The sequence below is a fragment of the Pseudomonas sp. AC247 genome (assembly GCF_979258015.1).
In genome coordinates this window covers 3990641-4010382 of record NZ_OZ409829.1, presented here as the reverse complement: position 1 = coordinate 4010382, position 19742 = coordinate 3990641, and the positions used below count along the sequence as shown (strand labels likewise).

The following is a 19742-nucleotide window of genomic DNA, read 5'->3' as shown; positions in this document are numbered from 1 at the left end:
CGTGAGCTGCGTTGCGATCATCCCCGCCCGTGGTGGCAGCAAGCGCATCCCGCGCAAGAACCTGATGCCGTTCGATGGCGTGCCGATGATCGTGCGCTCGATCCGCCTGGCGCTGGATTCAGGGTTGTTCGAGCGCGTGGTGGTCAGCACTGACGACGCAGAAATTGCCGAGGTTGCGCAGGCACACGGCGCTGACGTGCCGTTCCTGCGCCCAGCCGAACTGGCCGACGATTTCGCCGGTACTGCTGCGGTAATCGTCCATGCCTTGCAGCAGTTGCCGGGGTTTGACTACGCCTGCTGCGTGTACGCCACCGCGCCGCTGTTGCAGGCGCGTTATCTGCGTCAGGGCCTGGATTTGCTGGAACAGCACGCGGACAAATCTTTTGCCTTCTCTGTCAGCAGTTTCGGTTTCCCGGTGCAGCGTGCGCTGACCCTCGACGGGCAGGGCGCACTGACGGCGATGTACCCGGAGTTTCGCAACACCCGTTCGCAGGACTTGCCCGAAGCCTTCCAGGATGCCGGCCAGTTTTACTGGGGTCGCAGTGAGGCCTGGTTGCGTGGTGAAGTGATTTTCTCGCCGGCCAGCCTGCCGGTGATTGTGCCGCGGCATCTGGTGCAGGACATCGATACGCCGGAAGACTGGAAGCGCGCCGAATACCTCTACGCCGCGCTGAAGGCCGGCGGAGAAATTTCATGAGAGTGCTGATCCGTGCCGACGCCTCGCCGACCATCGGCAGCGGCCACATTGCCCGCTGCCTGACGCTGGCGCGGGTGTTGCGCGAGCAGGGCAGTCATGTCGCGTTTGCCTGTCGACGCTTGTCCGGGCATCGGCTTGACGCCTTGCAGGGCGAAGGTTTCGAGACGTTCGCGCTGCCCGAGCGTTACGTCGATGAAGACCCGCAGCAGGCCATCGAAGCCATGCTGCCGTGGCAGGCCGACATCGATGCACTGGACGATTTGCTTGAGGGGCATGCCGGCTTCGACTGGATCATTGCCGACCACTATGGCCTCGATCATCACTGGCAAACCGCCGCCCGCCGCTGGGCGCCACGGATTGCCGCGGTGGATGATCTGGCGAGCCGACGCTACAGCGTCGATCTGTTGCTCAATCAGAATCTGTCGGGCTTGAGCGAAAACTACGCGCCACTGCTGCCAGACGGCTGTCGCACGTTGCTCGGCCCGCGCTACGCCATGTTGCGTGAGGAGTTCCGTTGCCCGGCGATCGAAATCGGAGCCAGGGTGCGTCGGGTGCTGGTGAACTTCGGCGGTTTTGATGCGGCGATGCAGACCCATCATGCGATGCTCGCGCTGGCCGATTTTGCGCAGCTTGAAGTCGACTTTGTCGCTGGCGCCGATAACCCGGCGTGGGCGCCGATGCAGGCTTTGGCCGAGACGCGGCCGCACTGGCGCCTGCACAGTTTTGTCAGCGATTTTTATCAGCGCATGACCGCGGCCGATCTGTTCATCGGCGCCGGCGGCGGTACCAGTTGGGAGCGCGCGGCCATGGGCCTGCCGACGATCTGTATCGCTGTGTCGAACAACCAGCAGGCCAACGGCGAAGTCATGGCGGCCGCCGGGGCGCATGTGTTCATGGGCGCTCGCGAGCAGGTCAGCGTCGAGCAACTGCGGCAGGCCATCGGTTTCGTCAGCGAGAATTTTTACCTGCGGCAAAGCCTCGCCGAGCGTTCGCGACAACTGGTCGACGGTCGTGGTGCGCTGCGCGTGGCGGCGGCGCTGGCCGGTGCGGTGCTCAAGGTGCGCCCGGCGACGGTGGACGATGCGCGATTGTTATTTGATGGGCGCAACGCCGAGGCTGTGAGGCGCTGGTCGAAAGATCAAGGTGTGATCGACTGGGCGCAACATCTCAACTGGTTGCATGCCAGTTTGCGCAACCCGCAGCGTCTGCTGCTGATCGCCGAGGCTGATGACGGCCCGGTGGGCGTGTTGCGTTATGACCTGCGCGGGCTTGAGGCCGAAGTGTCGATTTATCTGCTCGAACGGCGTTTCGGTCTTGGCTGGGGCAGGGCGTTGCTGGCTCGCGGCGAATCGTTCGTCCGCGAATACTGGCCGCAGCTCACCGCCATCACGGCCCAGGTGCTGCCCGCCAATCGCCCCTCATTGAATGTTTTTCGTGACGGCGGGTTCACCCAGAGTGCCTGCGCGTTCACCCGTGTTTTGAAGGATCACCCGCATGCCTAGTTTCAAGATTGGCGACCGCCTGATCGGTGCCGACGCGCCGCCCTTCATCATTGCCGAGATGAGCGGCAACCATAACCAGTCGCTGGAGGTGGCGCTGCAAATCGTCGAGGCGGCGGCCAAGGCCGGCGCGCACGCCTTGAAGCTGCAAACCTACACCGCCGAAACCATGACGCTGGACATCGCTGAAGGCGAGTTTTTCATCAAGGACCCCGGCAGTCTGTGGGCGGGCACCTCGCTGTACGAGTTGTATGAAAAAGCCCATACACCGTGGGAATGGCATGCACCGATTTTCGCCCGGGCCAAAGCGCTGGGCATGCTCGCCTTCTCGACGCCGTTCGATGACAGCGCAGTGGATTTTCTGGAAAGTCTCGATGTGCCGGCCTACAAAATCGCCAGTTTCGAAAACACCGACTTGCCGCTGATCCGTCGTGTGGCGGCGACCGGCAAACCGCTGATCATCTCCACGGGCATGGCCAGCATCGCCGAACTCGATGAGACCGTGCGTGCCGCGCGGGAGGCGGGGTGCAAGGATCTGGTGCTGCTCAAATGCACCAGCACTTATCCGGCAACACCGCTGAACAGCAACGTGCGCACAATCCCGCATCTGCGCGAGCTGTTCGGTTGTGAGGTGGGGCTGTCCGATCACTCCATGGGCGTTGGCGTGTCCGTCGCCGCTGTGGCGCTGGGTGCGACCGTGGTGGAAAAACACTTCACCCTCGACCGTGCGGCCGGCGGCGTGGATGCCAGTTTCTCGCTGGAGCCGGCGGAAATGGCCAGCCTGGTGCTCGAAACCGAACGCGCCTGGCAGGCCATGGGCCAAGTGCAATACGGCCCTACCGAAGCCGAGCGCAAGTCGCTGGTGTATCGCCGTTCGTTGTACGTCACCGCCGACATGGCCGCCGGTGAACCCTTTAGCGGGGACAACCTGCGCGCCATTCGTCCGGGTCTCGGCCTGCCGCCCAAGCATGCCGAGGCCGTCATCGGTCGTCGCGCGCGCACTCCGATCAAGCGCGGCACGCCGCTGGACTGGTCGTTGGTCGAATAAGCCGATCTGCACCGATTCGGCAAAATAGCGTGACCTGCGAGTCATAACGCGCATCTTCACTGTATTGTATTGATCGGGGAGATGGCGCCTGGCTCGTTTTCGATTCCAGTGATAGCCCTTTGCGCTCCCCGTGGCTGCCCGTTGTGGCGGCCGTTTTCTGTTTGTCGGCGCCCCTCGAAATCCTTGCGAGCGGTGGTCTTGGGCTGTTTTTTATTGGGAAGCCGTAATGATTGGCATAAAAAGCATTGCGAGCTACGTACCTGTAGCCGGCGTGGACAATTACGCACAAGGTGCAAAATTCGAGAAGGATGAAGAATTCATCCTTGGCAAGATCGGTTCGGCCTTCCTGCCTCGTAAAGACGCTGACCAGGAAACCTCCGATCTGTGCGTGGAAGCGGCCAATGCGCTGTTTGCCAACAACCCTGAGCTGAAACGTGAATCGATCGACGCACTGATCGTGGTCACCCAGAACGGTGACGAAGAGGGCCTGCCGCACACCGCAGCGATCGTCCAGGACAAACTCGGTCTGCCGACCAACGTCGCGGCGTTCGACATTTCCCTGGGCTGCTCCGGTTATGTCTACGGTATCTACGCGATCAAGGGCTTCATGGAAGCCGCCGGCCTGAAGAACGGCCTGCTGATCACCGCCGACCCGTACTCGAAAATCGTTGACCCGGAAGACCGCAACACCACCATGCTCTTCGGCGATGCCGCCACCGCAACGTGGATGGGCGAAGACCCGGCCTGGGCGCTGGGCAAGGCCAAGTTCGGCACCGACGGTTCCGGTGCGCCGCACCTGAAAGTCACCGATGGTGTGTTCTTCATGAACGGTCGCCAGGTGTTCAACTTTGCCCTGCTGAAAGTCCCGGCACACTTGCATGAGTTGCTCGATGACTCCGGCCTCAAGGCCGATGACATCGATGCGTTCTGCATTCACCAGGGCAGCGCGGCGATTGTCGATGCCGTGGCGCGGCGCTTCGAAGGCGAGCCGGAGAAGTTCATCAAGGACATGGTCGAGACCGGCAACACGGTGTCGTCGAGCATTCCGCTGCTGCTGGAAAAGCACGCCCTCGACTCGCAATGGCAGCGCGTTGCCCTGAGCGGCTTCGGTGTGGGTCTGTCGTGGGGTTCGGCGATCATTTATCGCCCCTGAGCCCGCTCTTCATCGGTAAATCGCGGCACAAAAAAGCGCTCAAGGTGTAACCTTGAGCGCTATTTTTTTGCCTGAACGTTCACGAGGCGCCATGAGCGATTTTTTTCAATCGAATGCCGACGTCATCCAGCGTCGCTGGCCATTGGTAGCGGCCCGTCTGCTGGCGGAAGATCCGTCCCCGTTGCAGGCTGATCTGGTCGAAGGGCTGGGTTCGACGCTGAGCATCAACGGCATTCAATTGACCAGCCGTCATGACCGCACTCGCGAGGCGCAAGTCCAGGCCGCGAGCCTGCCCGACGATAGTCTGGTTCTGCATGTCTATGGCACCGGGTTGGGCGATTTGCAGTTGGAACTGTTGCAGCGTCCGCAGCTCAAGCAATTGCACGTGCATCTGCTCAACGGCGCGGTGTTTGCGCTGGTGTTGCAGTTGCTCGATCAACAACCGTGGCTCAATGATCCGCGCATCGAATTGCATTACGCCGGTGACCTTGCAGAAATCTGCCTGCCGTTCTTCGCGTTGCCCGCAGAGCTGGTGTTGGCCGATGACTACAACGCCAAGATCCGCGATCGGCTGATCAGTGAAACTCACCTGACCTTCAATAATCGCGAGTTCGATCCGCAAGCGGCGGACATCGTCGAGCGTTTGCAGGCCAGTCACGCATTGCTGCAAGGCGATGGTGATGTGGCTGCGCTGTTCGGTTCGCAGCCGGGGCGCGGCGTGTTCGTAATCGCCACGGGGCCGAGTCTGGAACTGCACTTCGAGCGCCTGCAAGCCATTCGCGCACAGGCCGAGCGGCCGTTGTTCATCTGTGTCGATACGGCCTATCGGCCCTTGCTGGACCATGGCATTCGTCCGGACATTGTGGTCACCATCGATCAGCGCATTTCGGCCCGGCATCTACCCGCAGCGAATACCGCTGCAATAACCCTCGTCTATATGCCGATGGTCGACCCGCAGATGCTCAAGGACTGGCAAGGCCCGCGCCATGCGGCGTACTCGGCCAGTCCTATCTATCAAGCTATTCGTCAGCAAATGCCGCGCGGTGAGCTGTATGTCGGTGGCAGCGTGATCCACCCGGCGGTGGATCTGGCGGTGAAGATGGGCGCAGCGCAGATCACCCTGTTTGGTGCCGACTTTGCCTTCCCCGGCGACAAGACCCATGCCGGTTGGGGCGACGGTGACCTGGGGCCGCAATTGATCGCCGCCAAACACTGGGTGCTCGATGGCCACGGCCAGCGCATCAAGACGCAGCTCAATTTCCGCAGTTATCTCTGTGAGCTGGAGCGTTACATCGCCGGCCATCCACAGGTGCGCTTCTATAACACCAGCCGGGCCGGGGCAATGATCGCCGGGACGGCGTTTGCCGCGCAGTGGACGCTATGAGCATGAGCGAAGCATTTGTGGTCAGGGCGCGCGACTGCGCCGTGTTGTTTCGCCTGGGGCGAGACGTCGAGGCCGGGTTGGTCATGATTGATCTGATGAGCGAGCTACAGCCGTGCTTTGATCAGGTGTCGCCGCAAGGCCAGCAACAATGGTTGCAACTGCTCACGCTGATGCTGCAATGCCAGGAATCGCAGAATTGGTTGGCGCTGGCCGATTATCTGGAATACGAGCTGGTAGAAGTGGTGGCCGATAATCTGTCCCTTTGAACAATTTTGTTCTGTTGCGACCGACAGCAAGGTCATATGGTGAGTGTGCGGCGTATTCCTGACGTCATTTTTTCGCTGTTGGCCGGGCGCCAAGTCCTTGATTTACGGGGGATGGCCACCTGATGGCAAAAAATTTCGAAATTCTGCTAAAGCAACCTGCGTTGGCGACGATAACTATTACGAAGGTTCTCTAGGCCATACCGGGCGGTTGCCAGGGCCGGAAGCCGCAGTACCCAACCAACGAGGAATTCGTCATGGCTTTAACAGTAAACACCAACACTACTTCCCTGGGCGTTCAGAAGAACCTGAACCGTGCGTCCGACGCTCTGTCGACCTCGATGACCCGTCTGTCCTCCGGCCTGAAAATCAACAGCGCCAAAGACGACGCTGCTGGCCTGCAGATCGCTACCCGCATGACTTCGCAAATCCGTGGTCAGACCATGGCTATCAAAAACGCCAACGACGGTGTTTCGATCGCTCAGACTGCTGAAGGCGCTCTGCAAGAGTCGACCAACATTCTGCAACGTATGCGTGAAATCTCGCTGCAATCGCGAAACGACTCGAACGGTACTGCTGACCGTACCGCTCTGGACAAAGAATTCCAACAGTCCGTTGCTGAACTGACCCGTATCGCTCAATCGACCAACCTGAACGGTAAGGCTCTGATCGACGGTACTGCTGGTGCCATGCAGTTCCAGGTAGGTTCGAACACTACTTCCGACAACCAGATCACTCTGACCCTGTCGACCAGCTTCGATGCCAGCGCCCTGGGCATGACCGGCATGGTGATCTCGGGTCTGGACAACACCGCCAACCACACCAACGTTGACGCTTCGATCTCCGCGATCGACGCTGCTCTGGCAAACATCAACGCCACTCGCGCTGACCTGGGTGCTGCTCAGAACCGTTTCTCGAGCACCATCTCCAACCTGCAGAACATCAACGAAAACGCCAGTGCTGCACTGAGCCGCGTACAAGATACCGACTTCGCTGCTGAAACTGCACAGCTGACCAAGCAACAAACTCTGCAACAAGCTTCCACCGCAGTTCTGGCTCAGGCCAACCAACTGCCATCCGCTGTACTGAAACTGCTTCAGTAATAGCTGATGAGTTTTGGCGGGGGAGTGCGCTTGCGCGCTCTCTCGCTTTTTCACTTTGAGAGGTGATGGACATGGATATGAGCGTCAAGCTGAACTTGTCTTATCCTGCGGCCAAGCAGGCGACGACTGTTGCCGAAAAGCCTGCGGAGAAGCCTCGAGCGGAAACTGCACCCGTGGTGGCCGTCAAGGAAGAAAATAAAGGCGCAAAAACCGAACAGGAACAACTGAAGATGGCCGTTGAGGAAATCGAGAAGTTCGTACAGTCGGTCAAGCGCAACCTGGAGTTTTCGATTGATGAGCCTTCAGGCAAAGTAGTGGTCAAAGTGATTGCCAGCGACTCCGGTGAGGTGGTTCGTCAGATCCCCAACGAAGAAGTCCTGAAACTGGCAAACAGTTTGAATGATGCAAGCAGCCTGTTGTTCAGCGCAAAAGTCTGACAGCTGGCACGAATTTTGTTGCTATGTTCTTTTGGGCGTTGTAGTGGTCAAAAGACCGGCGACACACTGAAGGGAGCTCCACATGGCAAGTCCAATTCTACCGGGTCTGGGTTTAGGCTCTGGCCTTGATACCACCGCCATCGTCAAAGCGTTGGTGGATGCCGATAAGGCCGCCAAACAGAATCAGATCACTCGTCAGTCGACTACCAACACCTCGCAGATCTCCGCGATTGGTAGTCTCAAAAGTGTTCTGGCGAACTTCCAGACTGCGATCAAGAATCTGGGCAGCACCACAAACCAGCAATTTCTGGGTTTTACCGCGACGGCCGCCGATACAAAGGTGCTGACTGCGGTTGCCAGTAACACGGCCGTCAACGGCTCGTACGTGGTCAAAGTCGACAACCTTGCGACCTCTTCAAAAGTGGCGACCGCTGCTTTTGTTGGTGGCGCCAGCACCTCTATTCCAGATGGTACGCTGAACATCACCCAGAACGGCGTCAGCCGCCCCGTGACCATTCCGCCGGGCGCGACCCTGCAATCGGTGCGTGATGCGATCAACACCCAGCAGGGCGCCAACGGCTTCAGTGCCAACATCGTTACCGACCAGTTCGGTTCGCGTCTGGTCATGGGTTCATCGACCACGGGTGCCGGCTCCGACATTACCCTCAGCGGTATTGCCGGCCTGGAAATCACCGCCGGCCAGAAGATGGGCACAACGCCAACGGCGGCCTCCGCTGGCGCCATCGGTGAGCTCGCGATGGATGCCAAGTTCAGCGTCGATGGTCTGGCGTTGACCAGCAAGAGCAACACCGTGGACAAGGCTGTATCCGGTCTGACCCTGAATCTGGTCGCCGGTGGTGGTCTCAGCACAACCGTAACAGTGGGTCCGAACAACGATGGCTTGAAAAAGTCCATTCAATCGTTCGTAGATGCTTATAACCAGGTCGTGACCAGTGTGACCGCTTTGACCAAGCCATCCCTTGATGATGACGGCAAGCCGACCATTCCTGCGGCGTTGACCGGTGATCCGTTGGCGCGCGGTATTCTGGCGTCGATCCGTGAGCCGCTGACCACGACCGGTGCAGGTGACAAGCTCACCGTTCTGTCGCAGTTGGGGATTACCACCAACCAGAAGACCGGTGCGCTGGATTTCGACGCTACCAAGTTCTCTGCTGCAATGGGCGCGCAACAGCTTGGTGGCGAAGTCCAGAAGCTGTTCATGGGTGATCCGACGAAGACCGGTGATGCCGCCAAGGGCTTGCTGGACCGCATGAACGATTCCATCACGCCTTATACCGTTACGGGTAAGGACGGCATTCTTGATTCGCGTTCGACCAGCCTGGCCAAGACCAAAACCAACCTGGCCAACCAGCAACTGGCGCTGGATCGCCGCGTCGAGACACTGACCGCGGTGCTGACCAAGAAGTACAACGACATGGATACCCTTGTCGGTAAGCTGAAAGCAACGGCAAGCAACATCACTTCGATGTTCGAGGCGATGAACGCTCAGAAGAATGCCTGATAGCGCTTAAGCGCCAAAAGCCCGGCAGCGGATTACGCTTGTCGGGCTTTTTGGTTTCGAACCTAAAGATTTTTGACGCCGTGTCGATAGACTGGTTATACGAATCACAGAGTTTTGGATGAGGTAGAACATGAACCCGATGTTAGCCCTTCGGCAATATCAGAAGATTGGCGCGCAAGCCCAGACTTCCGAGGCCAGTCCTCATCGTCTGGTGCAAATGCTGATGGAAGGCGGCCTGGACCGAATTGCCCAGGCCAAAGGTGCGATCGAGCGCAAGGACATCCCTAACAAGGGCGTGTTGATCAGCAAGGCCATCGGCATTATCGGCGGCCTGCGTGAAGGTCTGGATCTGGACAACAAGGCTGAATCGGTAGGCGAGCTGGACAGTCTCTACGCTTACATGATGAAGCGTCTGGCGGAAGCCAACGTCAAAACCGACCCGAAGATCCTCGACGAAGTCGCTGACCTGCTACGCACGGTCAAGGACGGCTGGGATGCCATTGGCACGCCGGCTCCACAGTTTTAAGGAGATCACCATGAGTCTTGTATTGCAGCGAATCGAAGAAACCCGCGAGGCTCTGGCCGGTGCTCTGGCCGAGCGCAACTGGGAAGCCATCAGCGAGCTGGATATGGCTTGCCGATCCTGCATGGAAGACGTCTTGAGTGAAGCTTCGGTGGACGAGGCCGCATTGCGCGACAACCTTGAGGAATTGCTCGGGGTTTACAAACAGTTGCTGGATGCAGCGACCGGGGAGCGGCAGGCAATAGCCGATGAGATGTCGCAGATCACCCAAGCGCAGAATGCGGCAAAGGTTTACCATCTGTTTGGTTAATTAACCCCCAGTTAATCCAGACATGTGCGCCATAAATTTGACTGTGCACGGTTTTTTGACTTAACTAGTGGCTGATTTCAGATTTCAGGCGTCTACAGGCACATGGTGTCCTGCAAGCGTCTCGCTTGCCCCATTTTTCGGGCATTGAGTTGACTAGGGAAGTTGCTATTGCATGTGGCGTGAAACCAAAATTCTGCTGATCGATGACGATAGCGTCCGCCGCCGCGACCTGGCGGTGATTCTAAATTTTCTCGGCGAAGAAAATTTACCCTGCGGAAGCCATGACTGGCAGCAGGCAGTCGGCTCTTTGTCGTCTAGTCGTGAGGTCATTTGCGTACTGATCGGGACGGTCAATGCTCCTGGTGCGCTTTTGGGCTTGTTAAAGACACTCTCAACCTGGGATGAGTTCCTTCCAGTGTTGTTGATGGGCGATAATTCTTCCGTCGATCTGCCGGATGACCAGCGTCGCCGCGTGTTGTCGACCCTCGAAATGCCGCCCAGCTACAGCAAACTGCTCGACTCGCTGCACCGTGCCCAGGTCTACCGCGAGATGTACGACCAGGCCCGCGAGCGCGGCCGTCATCGCGAACCCAATCTGTTCCGCAGCCTCGTCGGCACCAGCCGGGCGATCCAACACGTGCGCCAGATGATGCAGCAAGTGGCCGACACCGACGCCAGCGTGCTGATCCTCGGCGAGTCCGGTACCGGCAAGGAAGTGGTTGCGCGTAACCTGCATTACCATTCCAAGCGTCGCGACGCGCCATTCGTGCCGGTCAACTGCGGGGCGATCCCGGCCGAGTTGTTGGAAAGCGAATTGTTCGGTCACGAGAAGGGCGCTTTCACCGGCGCCATCACCAGCCGTGCCGGCCGTTTCGAACTGGCCAACGGCGGTACGCTGTTCCTCGACGAAATCGGCGACATGCCGCTGCCGATGCAGGTCAAGCTGCTGCGCGTGCTGCAGGAGCGCACCTTCGAGCGCGTGGGCAGCAACAAGACCCAGAGCGTCGACGTGCGCATCATTGCCGCGACCCACAAGAATCTCGAAAGCATGATCGAGATCGGCACCTTCCGCGAAGACCTCTACTATCGCCTGAACGTGTTCCCGATCGAGATGGCGCCGCTGCGTGAGCGCGTCGAAGACATCCCGCTGCTGATGAACGAACTGATCTCGCGCATGGAACACGAAAAGCGCGGCTCGATCCGTTTCAACTCGGCGGCGATCATGTCGCTGTGCCGTCACGGCTGGCCGGGCAACGTCCGCGAACTGGCCAACCTGGTCGAGCGCATGGCGATCATGCACCCGTACGGGGTGATCGGCGTGGTCGAGTTGCCGAAGAAATTCCGCTACGTCGATGACGAAGACGAGCAGATGGTCGACAGCCTGCGCAGCGATCTCGAAGAGCGCGTGGCGATCAATGGCCATACGCCGGACTTCAGCGCCAACGCCCTGTTGCCGCCGGAAGGCCTGGACTTGAAAGACTACCTCGGTGGGCTGGAGCAGGGCCTGATTCAGCAGGCGCTGGATGATGCCAATGGCATTGTGGCGCGTGCGGCCGAGCGTCTGCGTATCCGTCGTACCACCCTGGTCGAGAAGATGCGCAAGTACGGCATGAGTCGGCGTGATGGTGATGAACAGGCGGATGATTGACGCCTGTTTTTCAACTTCTTCATTTATAAGCAGTTTTTTTTAGGCACGGGTATTGCTACATCCCTCGCAACGTTCCGTTTAACTGACGGTCAGCCAAGCGAGAGAGCACAATGCCCCAAGCCGCCCAGATGTCATCTGCCTCCAGTCCCGAGGGGCAATCGTCCTCCGTAGAACAGGCAAGCCGACAGGGCCTTGAGCAGGCGTTCGCGCTGTTCAATCAGATGTCCAGCCAGTTGACCGACTCCTACAGCATGCTTGAAGCGCGGGTCACCGAGCTCAAGGGCGAGTTGGCCGTGGTCAGTGCCCAGCGCATGCAGGAGCTGGCGGAAAAAGAACGCCTGGCCAACCGCCTGCAAAACCTTCTGGACCTGTTGCCCGGTGGCGTTATCGTTATCGATAGCCACGGCATTGTGGTCGAGGCCAATCCGGCGGCCATCGAGTTGCTCGGGCTGCCGCTGGAAGGCGAATTGTGGCGCCAGGTGATTGCCCGCTGCTTCGCCCCGCGTGAAGACGACGGTCACGAAATTTCCCTGAAAAACGGTCGACGCCTGTCGATCGCTACCCGCTCGCTGGATGCCGAGCCGGGGCAATTGGTGCTGCTCAACGATTTGACGGAAACCCGTCACCTGCAAGATCAGCTGGCACGCCACGAGCGTCTGTCGTCGCTGGGGCGGATGGTTGCCTCGCTGGCACATCAGATCCGCACGCCATTGTCTGCGGCCTTGCTCTACGCCAGTCATTTGACTGAGCAGGAATTGCCGGTCGCCACCCAGCAGCGTTTTGCCGGTCGCCTCAAAGAGCGGCTGCATGAACTGGAACATCAAGTGCGCGACATGCTGGTATTCGCCCGTGGTGAATTGCCGTTGACCGATCGCCTCACCCCGCATGCACTGATGCAGTCGCTGCAAGCGGCCGCACTGACTCATGTGCAGGACCTGCCGATTCGCTGGCAGTGCGACAGTCACGTTGGCGAGTTGCTGTGCAATCGCGACACCTTGGTCGGGGCCTTGTTGAATCTGATCGAAAACGCCATCCAGGCCAGCACCGCCGAGGTGCGCCTGAAAGTGCATTGCTACGCCCGCGATAACACCTTGCGCCTGTGCGTCAGTGACAGTGGCAGCGGTATCGATCCCGTGGTGCTCGCCCGTCTGGGTGAGCCGTTTTTTACCACCAAGGTCACCGGTACCGGCCTCGGCCTGACCGTGGTCAAGGCTGTGGCCCGTGCGCATCAGGGAGAATTGCAACTGCGCTCACGTGTTGGGCGCGGTACGTGCGCGCAGGTGATCCTGCCGCTGTTTTCCGCTGTACAGGGAGCTGAGTGAAAGACATGGGCATCAAGGTTTTGCTGGTCGAGGATGACCGCTCGTTGCGCGAAGCGCTGGCCGATACGCTGCTGTTGGCCGGCCATGATTACCATGCAGTCGGCAGCGCTGAAGACGCGTTGACGGCCGTGGCGCGCGAGGCGTTCAGTCTGGTGGTCAGCGACGTCAACATGCCCGGTATGGACGGTCATCAATTGCTCGCTTTGCTGCGCGCCCGTCAGCCGCAATTGCCGGTGCTGCTGATGACCGCGCATGGCGCCGTCGAGCGTGCGGTCGATGCCATGCGCCAGGGGGCCGCGGACTATCTGGTCAAGCCGTTCGAGCCCAAGGCATTGCTCGATCTGGTTGCGCGGCATGCGTTGGGTTGCATCAGCGTCGGCGAATCCGAGGGGCCGATCGCCGTCGAGCCGGCCAGTGCGCAATTGCTCGATTTGGCCGCCCGCGTGGCGCGCAGTGATTCCACGGTGTTGATCTCCGGTGAGTCCGGCACCGGTAAAGAAGTGCTGGCGCGCTACATCCATCAGCAATCCCATCGCGCCAATCAGCCGTTTATTGCGATCAACTGTGCGGCGATCCCCGACAACATGCTCGAAGCGACATTATTTGGTCACGAGAAGGGCTCGTTCACCGGTGCCATCGCGGCGCAGGCCGGCAAGTTCGAACAGGCCGACGGCGGCACCATTTTGCTCGACGAAATTTCCGAGATGCCTTTGGGCCTGCAAGCCAAGCTGTTGCGCGTGTTGCAGGAGCGTGAGGTCGAGCGGGTCGGCGCGCGCAAACCGATCAATCTGGATATTCGTGTGGTCGCCACCACCAACCGCGATCTGGCGGGCGAAGTGGCGGCGGGGCGCTTCCGTGAAGATCTTTTTTACCGTCTGTCGGTTTTCCCCCTCGCTTGGCGTCCACTTCGCGAGCGCACTGCCGATATCTTGCCGCTGGCTGAGCGCTTGCTCGCCAAACACGTCAATAAAATGAAGCATGCGGCGGTAAAACTGTCGCCAGCGGCGCAAGCCTGTCTGACCGGATACGCGTGGCCAGGCAATGTGCGCGAGCTGGATAACGCCATTCAGCGGGCGCTGATCCTGCAGCAGGGCGGGTTGATTCAGCCGCAGGATTTCTGTCTCGCCGGGCCGGTGACGTTTGCCGCTTTGCCAGTGGCAGTGCCGGCGCCTGCGCTGATTCGTGAAGTCGACATCGAGGCGGATTCCGCCGGCGCACTGGGCGATGACCTGCGTCGTCGGGAGTTTCAGATGATCATCGACACCCTGCGCACTGAGCGCGGGCGTCGCAAGGAGGCGGCGGAAAAGCTTGGCATCAGCCCGCGCACCTTGCGCTACAAACTGGCGCAAATGCGCGATGCCGGGATGGACGTCGAAGGCTATCTGTTCGCCACCTGATCCACGCTGCAAGGATTTCAAAACGCTTTTCTGAAAGGGTCGTGCCTGAGCTGGCACCCTTGTTGCTAACACCTGTGTACCCGCCGAGTGAGTGTCAAAAAATTGCGGGCCGCCCAAGAGAGTAGACCATGAGCCAAGGTATTGAATTTAATCGGTTGATGATGGACATGAAATCCATGCAAATGGATGCCATGTCTGCGCCGAAATCGACTGCAGCTGTCCCTGAACTGGCGGGCAGCAGCTTTTCCGACATGCTCGGTCAGGCCATCAACAAAGTCAGCGATACCCAGCAGGCGTCGACCCAATTGGCCAACGCCTTTGAAATCGGCAAGAGCGGCGTCGATCTGACGGACGTGATGATTTCTTCGCAGAAAGCCAGCGTGTCGTTCCAGGCTCTGACCCAGGTGCGCAACAAACTGGTTCAGGCTTATCAAGACATCATGCAGATGCCGGTATAAGGACGAGATTGAGTCATGGCAGAAGCAGTCGCCGATAACGTTCCGGCCAAGGCCACCCCGATAGACGGCAAACCGCCGCTGTTCGGCCTGTCCTTCCTGGAAAACCTCTCCGAGATGACCATGCTGCGTCAGGTGGGCCTGTTGGTCGGCCTGGCTGCGAGCGTGGCGATTGGCTTTGCCGTGGTGCTGTGGTCGCAGCAGCCGGATTACCGTCCGTTGTACGGCAGCCTTGCCGGCATGGACGCCAAACAGGTCATGGACACCCTGGCCTCGGCCGACATCCCGTACACCGTTGAACCGAACTCCGGCGCCTTGCTGGTCAAGGCCGATGATCTGTCTCGCGCGCGCCTCAAGCTCGCGGCCGCTGGTGTCACTCCCAGCGATGGCAACATCGGTTTTGAAATCCTCGACAAGGAACAGGGGCTGGGCACCAGCCAGTTCATGGAAGCGACCCGTTACCGTCGCGGTCTCGAAGGCGAACTGGCGCGGACCATCTCCAGCCTGAACAACGTGAAGGGTGCCCGCGTGCATCTGGCGATTCCGAAGAGTTCGGTGTTTGTGCGTGATGAACGCAAGCCAAGCGCTTCGGTGCTGGTCGAACTGTACAGCGGTCGTTCGCTGGAGCCGGGCCAGGTCGTTGCGATTATCAACCTGGTGGCAACCTCCGTTCCCGAGTTGAGCAAATCGCAGATCACCGTCGTCGACCAGAAGGGCAACCTGCTCTCTGATCAGGCGGAAAACTCCGAAATGACCATGGCCGGCAAGCAGTTCGATTACAGCCGTCGCATGGAAAGCATGCTCACCCAGCGCGTGCACAACATTCTGCAGCCGGTACTGGGCAACGATCGCTACAAGGCTGAAGTGTCGGCCGATGTCGATTTCAGTGCCGTCGAGTCGACCGCCGAGCAGTTCAACCCGGATCAACCGGCGTTGCGCAGCGAGCAGTCGGTCAACGAACAACGCACCGCCAGCAATGGCCCGCAAGGTGTGCCGGGTGCCCTGAGCAACCAGCCGCCATCGCCAGCCTCGGCGCCGCAAACCACCGGTGGCGCAGCTGCGCCGGCGAGCATGGTGCAGCCAGGTCAGCCATTGGTTGACGCCAACGGCCAGCAGATCATGGACCCGGCCACCGGCCAGCCAATGCTCGCGCCGTACCCGGCAGACAAGCGTTCACAATCGACCAAGAACTTCGAACTCGACCGTTCGATCAGCCACACCAAACAGCAGCAGGGTCGCCTGAATCGTCTGTCGGTGTCGGTTGTTGTCGACGATCAGGTCAAGGTCAACGCGGCCAACGGCGAAACCACCCGTGCGCCGTGGAGCGCCGACGAATTGGCGCGCTTCACGCGCCTGGTGCAGGACGCCGTCGGTTTCGACGCCAGCCGTGGTGACAGCGTCAGCGTGATCAACATGCCGTTCTCCGCCGAGCGCGGTGAGGTGATCGCCGATATTCCGTTCTACTCCCAGCCATGGTTCTGGGACATCGTCAAACAAGTGCTGGGTGTGTTGTTCATCCTCGTGCTGGTGTTTGGTGTGCTGCGTCCGGTGCTCAACAACATCACCGGCGGTGGCAAAGGCAAGGAGCTGGCCGGTCTTGGCGGCGACGTGGAACTCGGTGGCATGGGCGGCCTGGACGGCGAACTTTCCAACGACCGCGTAAGCCTCGGTGGTCCTCAGAGCATTCTGTTGCCGAGCCCGAGCGAGGGTTATGACGCGCAGCTGAATGCAATCAAGAGTCTGGTGGCAGAAGACCCGGGTCGCGTGGCCCAGGTCGTGAAAGAGTGGATTAACGCAGATGAGTGATAACCGAGCCGCTGTCGCTAAACTGTCCCGGGTCGATAAAGCGGCGATTCTGCTGCTGTCCCTGGGCTCGACCGATGCTGCGCAAGTGTTGCGCCACATGGGCCCGAAAGAGGTTCAGCGTGTGGGTGTGGCGATGGCGCAGATGGGCAACGTCCATCGCGAGCAAGTCGAACAGGTCATGAGCGAGTTCGTCGACATCGTCGGCGACCAGACCAGCCTGGGCGTCGGTTCCGACGACTACGTGCGCAAAATGCTCACCCAGGCCCTGGGTGAAGACAAGGCCAACGGCCTGATCGACCGCATCCTGCTCGGTGGCAACACCAGTGGCCTCGACAGCCTGAAATGGATGGAGCCGCGCGCCGTTGCCGACGTGATCCGTTACGAACACCCGCAGATCCAGGCGATCGTGGTGGCGTACCTTGATCCGGATCAGGCCGGTGAAGTGCTCGGCAACTTCGACCACAAAGTGCGTCTGGACATCATCCTGCGCGTGTCGTCGTTGAACACCGTGCAACCGGCAGCACTGAAAGAACTCAACCAGATTCTCGAGAAGCAGTTCTCCGGCAACTCGAATGCCTCGCGCACCACCCTGGGTGGCATCAAGCGTGCGGCGGACATCATGAACTTCCTCGACAGCTCGATCGAAGGCCAGCTCATGGACTCAATCCGCGAAGTCGACGAAGACCTGTCCGGTCAGATCGAAGACCTCATGTTCGTGTTCAACAACCTCGCCGATGTCGACGACCGTGGCATTCAGGCGCTGTTGCGCGAAGTGTCTTCCGACGTGCTGGTGCTGGCCCTCAAGGGTTCGGACGAAGGCGTCAAAGAGAAGATCTTCAAGAACATGTCCAAGCGTGCCGCCGAACTGTTGCGCGACGACCTCGAAGCGAAGGGCCCGGTGCGCGTCAGCGACGTCGAAACCGCGCAGAAAGAAATCCTCACCATTGCCCGTCGTATGGCCGAAGCCGGCGAAATCGTACTCGGTGGCAAAGGTGGCGAGGAAATGATCTAAGCCCATGGACAAGCACGACGACGATGTGACGGATCTGATCCGTGCCCGCGATGTTCGCGGATTTGAATCCTGGGCGATGCCCAGCTTCGATCCGCCGAAACCTGAGCCGGAGCCTGAGCCGGAACCCGAGCCGCCGGAAATGGAAGAAGTGCCGCTGGACGAAGTCCAGCCACTGACCCTGGAAGAACTCGAAAGCATCCGTCAGGAGGCTTACAACGAGGGCTTCGCCATTGGCGAAAAAGAAGGTTTTCACAGCACCACGCTGAAAGTCCGTCAGGAAGCCGAAGTGGCCCTGGCAGCGAAAGTCGCCAGCCTTGAGCAACTGATGGGGCACCTGTTCGAGCCGATTGCCGAGCAAGACACGCAGATCGAAAAGTCGCTGGTCGACCTCGTGCAACACATCGCCAAACAGGTGATCAAGCGCGAACTGGCGATCGATTCGACGCAGATTGAGCAGGTCATGCGCGATGCGCTCAAGCTGTTGCCGCTGGGCGTGGAAAACGTGCGCCTGTACGTCAATCCGCAGGATTTCGCTCAGGTCAAAGCCCTGCGCGAGCGCCATGAAGAAACCTGGCGCATCGTCGAGGACGACACGCTGTTGCCCGGCGGTTGCCGGGTAGAAACCGAGCACAGCCGCATCGATGCCAGCATCGAGTCGCGCGTCAGTCAGGTCATGGCCAAGCTGTTCGATCAGTTGCACGAGCAGGCCTTGCACCCGGCCGCAGCGGACCTGAGCCTGGACATCCCCGAAGTCGCCAAGCCGGTCGTCGACGCTGACGAGCCGCTCGCGGACACCCCCGATGCGCCTTGAACGCACCAGCTTCGCCAAGCGCCTGAGCACCTATGCCGAGGCCACCGAGATTGCCGGTGCGCCGATCCTTGAAGGCCGCCTGCTGCGCATGGTCGGCCTGACGCTCGAAGCCGAAGGCCTGCGCGCTGCCATGGGCACCCGCTGCATGGTGATCAATGACGACAGCTACCACCCCTCCCAGGTGGAAGCGGAAGTCATGGGTTTCTCCGGCAATAAAGTCTTCTTGATGCCCGTCGGCAGCGTTGCCGGTATCGCCCCCGGCGCCCGCGTGGTGCCGCTGGCTGATGCCGGTCGGTTGCCGATGGGCATGAGCATGCTCGGTCGTGTGCTCGATGGCGCCGGTCGTGCGCTGGACGGCAAGGGCGGCATGAAAGCCGAAGACTGGGTGCCGATGGACGGCCCGACGATCAACCCGCTCAACCGTGACCCGATCAGCGTGCCGCTGGACGTCGGCATCCGTTGCATCAACGGTTTGTTGACGGTCGGTCGCGGCCAGCGTCTCGGTCTGTTCGCCGGTACCGGCGTCGGTAAATCCGTGCTGCTGGGCATGATGACCCGCTTTACCGAGGCCGACATCATCGTCGTTGGCCTGATCGGTGAGCGGGGTCGAGAAGTTAAAGAATTCATCGAGCACATCCTCGGTGAAGAAGGCCTCAAGCGCTCCGTGGTCGTCGCCTCGCCAGCGGACGATGCGCCACTGATGCGATTGCGTGCCGCGATGTATTGCACGCGCATCGCCGAGTATTTCCGCGACAAGGGCAAGAACGTCCTGTTGCTGATGGATTCGCTGACCCGTTTCGCTCAGGCCCAGCGGGAAATCGCCCTGGCCATCGGCGAGCCGCCGGCGACCAAGGGTTATCCGCCGTCGGTGTTCGCCAAGTTGCCGAAACTGGTGGAGCGCGCGGGCAACGCGGAGAAGGGCGGTGGTTCGATCACCGCGTTCTACACCGTACTGTCCGAAGGCGACGATCAGCAGGACCCGATTGCCGACTCGGCGCGCGGCGTACTCGACGGCCACATCGTGCTGTCGCGGCGTCTGGCTGAAGAAGGGCACTACCCGGCCATCGACATCGAGGCGTCGATCAGCCGGGTGATGCCGTCGGTGGTCGGCATCAAGCACATGAACCATGCGCAGATGTTCAAGCAATACTGGTCGCGTTATCAGCAGAGTCGCGACCTGATCAGCGTCGGCGCTTATGTGGCCGGTGGTGACCGCGAAACCGACACTGCGATCAGCTTGCAGCCGTCGATGTCGCTGTACTTGCGTCAGGGCTTGAACGACAACATCAACATGGGCGCCAGTGAAAATCACTTGGCCTCGATCTTCGCTCCGGCGCCCGGCGGTTAACCGG

The 19742-nt window shown here is 60.1% G+C and carries 19 protein-coding genes; all 19 read left to right on the top strand.

Annotated features, from left to right (window positions below; translation table 11 throughout):
- Position 1 precedes the first annotated feature (1 nt).
- Positions 2 to 697 carry a pseudaminic acid cytidylyltransferase gene (gene pseF, locus ACZZ0B_RS18125; protein WP_463545913.1) on the top strand — a complete coding sequence of 232 codons (696 nt, stop codon included), beginning with the start codon at positions 2 to 4 and terminating at the stop codon, positions 695 to 697.
- Entirely contained in the window at positions 694 to 2199 is a 1506-nt protein-coding gene (gene pseG / locus ACZZ0B_RS18120) for a UDP-2,4-diacetamido-2,4,6-trideoxy-beta-L-altropyranose hydrolase (protein WP_463545912.1), read from the top strand. Before pseF ends, pseG begins: the two co-directional genes overlap by 4 nt.
- Positions 2192 to 3244 carry a pseudaminic acid synthase gene (pseI, locus tag ACZZ0B_RS18115; RefSeq protein ID WP_463545911.1) on the top strand — a complete coding sequence of 351 codons (1053 nt, stop codon included), beginning with the start codon at positions 2192 to 2194 and terminating at the stop codon, positions 3242 to 3244. The genes pseG and pseI overlap by 8 nt, the downstream gene beginning before the upstream one ends.
- 226 nt (positions 3245 to 3470) lie before the next feature.
- Positions 3471 to 4397, top strand: coding sequence for a ketoacyl-ACP synthase III (locus tag ACZZ0B_RS18110; protein WP_008077067.1), 927 nt, complete (start codon positions 3471 to 3473; stop codon positions 4395 to 4397).
- Between the two features lie 91 nt (positions 4398 to 4488).
- Positions 4489 to 5781 (top strand): motility associated factor glycosyltransferase family protein, encoded by a 1293-nt coding sequence (locus tag ACZZ0B_RS18105; RefSeq protein ID WP_463545910.1) that lies wholly within the window; start codon positions 4489 to 4491, stop codon positions 5779 to 5781.
- A complete protein-coding gene (locus ACZZ0B_RS18100; protein WP_463545909.1) occupies positions 5778 to 6047 on the top strand; it encodes a hypothetical protein in 270 nt (89 codons plus the stop codon). The genes ACZZ0B_RS18105 and ACZZ0B_RS18100 overlap by 4 nt, the downstream gene beginning before the upstream one ends.
- 254 nt (positions 6048 to 6301) lie before the next feature.
- Entirely contained in the window at positions 6302 to 7147 is an 846-nt protein-coding gene (locus tag ACZZ0B_RS18095; protein ID WP_158831237.1) for a flagellin domain-containing protein, read from the top strand.
- Positions 7148 to 7218: 71 nt separating this feature from the next.
- Positions 7219 to 7584 (top strand): flagellar protein FlaG, encoded by a 366-nt coding sequence (locus ACZZ0B_RS18090; protein ID WP_158831235.1) that lies wholly within the window; start codon positions 7219 to 7221, stop codon positions 7582 to 7584.
- A gap of 82 nt (positions 7585 to 7666) precedes the next feature.
- Positions 7667 to 9106 (top strand): flagellar filament capping protein FliD, encoded by a 1440-nt coding sequence (fliD, locus tag ACZZ0B_RS18085; protein ID WP_463545908.1) that lies wholly within the window; start codon positions 7667 to 7669, stop codon positions 9104 to 9106.
- Between the two features lie 130 nt (positions 9107 to 9236).
- A complete protein-coding gene (fliS, locus tag ACZZ0B_RS18080; RefSeq protein ID WP_158831231.1) occupies positions 9237 to 9632 on the top strand; it encodes a flagellar export chaperone FliS in 396 nt (131 codons plus the stop codon).
- A gap of 10 nt (positions 9633 to 9642) precedes the next feature.
- On the top strand, positions 9643 to 9939 hold the full coding sequence (gene fliT / locus ACZZ0B_RS18075) for a flagellar protein FliT (RefSeq protein WP_008077059.1): 297 nt from the start codon (positions 9643 to 9645) through the stop codon (positions 9937 to 9939).
- 172 nt (positions 9940 to 10111) lie between these two features.
- Complete coding sequence (locus tag ACZZ0B_RS18070; protein WP_008077058.1) at positions 10112 to 11587, top strand: sigma-54 dependent transcriptional regulator; 1476 nt, start codon at positions 10112 to 10114, stop codon at positions 11585 to 11587.
- A gap of 128 nt (positions 11588 to 11715) precedes the next feature.
- Complete coding sequence (locus ACZZ0B_RS18065; protein WP_440095800.1) at positions 11716 to 12909, top strand: sensor histidine kinase; 1194 nt, start codon at positions 11716 to 11718, stop codon at positions 12907 to 12909.
- Positions 12910 to 12914: 5 nt separating this feature from the next.
- A complete protein-coding gene (gene fleR / locus ACZZ0B_RS18060) occupies positions 12915 to 14306 on the top strand; it encodes a sigma-54-dependent response regulator transcription factor FleR (protein ID WP_463545907.1) in 1392 nt (463 codons plus the stop codon).
- Between the two features lie 128 nt (positions 14307 to 14434).
- Positions 14435 to 14764, top strand: coding sequence for a flagellar hook-basal body complex protein FliE (gene fliE / locus ACZZ0B_RS18055; RefSeq protein WP_008077055.1), 330 nt, complete (start codon positions 14435 to 14437; stop codon positions 14762 to 14764).
- A gap of 15 nt (positions 14765 to 14779) precedes the next feature.
- Positions 14780 to 16567: a flagellar basal-body MS-ring/collar protein FliF gene (gene fliF, locus ACZZ0B_RS18050; protein ID WP_008077054.1), complete on the top strand. Its 1788-nt coding sequence runs from the start codon at positions 14780 to 14782 to the stop codon at positions 16565 to 16567.
- Positions 16560 to 17579 (top strand): flagellar motor switch protein FliG, encoded by a 1020-nt coding sequence (fliG, locus tag ACZZ0B_RS18045; RefSeq protein WP_007958288.1) that lies wholly within the window; start codon positions 16560 to 16562, stop codon positions 17577 to 17579. Before fliF ends, fliG begins: the two co-directional genes overlap by 8 nt.
- Before the next feature lie 4 nt (positions 17580 to 17583).
- Complete coding sequence (gene fliH / locus ACZZ0B_RS18040; RefSeq protein ID WP_463545906.1) at positions 17584 to 18390, top strand: flagellar assembly protein FliH; 807 nt, start codon at positions 17584 to 17586, stop codon at positions 18388 to 18390.
- Positions 18380 to 19738 (top strand): flagellar protein export ATPase FliI, encoded by a 1359-nt coding sequence (fliI, locus tag ACZZ0B_RS18035; protein ID WP_158831221.1) that lies wholly within the window; start codon positions 18380 to 18382, stop codon positions 19736 to 19738. The genes fliH and fliI overlap by 11 nt, the downstream gene beginning before the upstream one ends.
- The last annotated feature ends 4 nt before the right edge of the window (positions 19739 to 19742 follow it).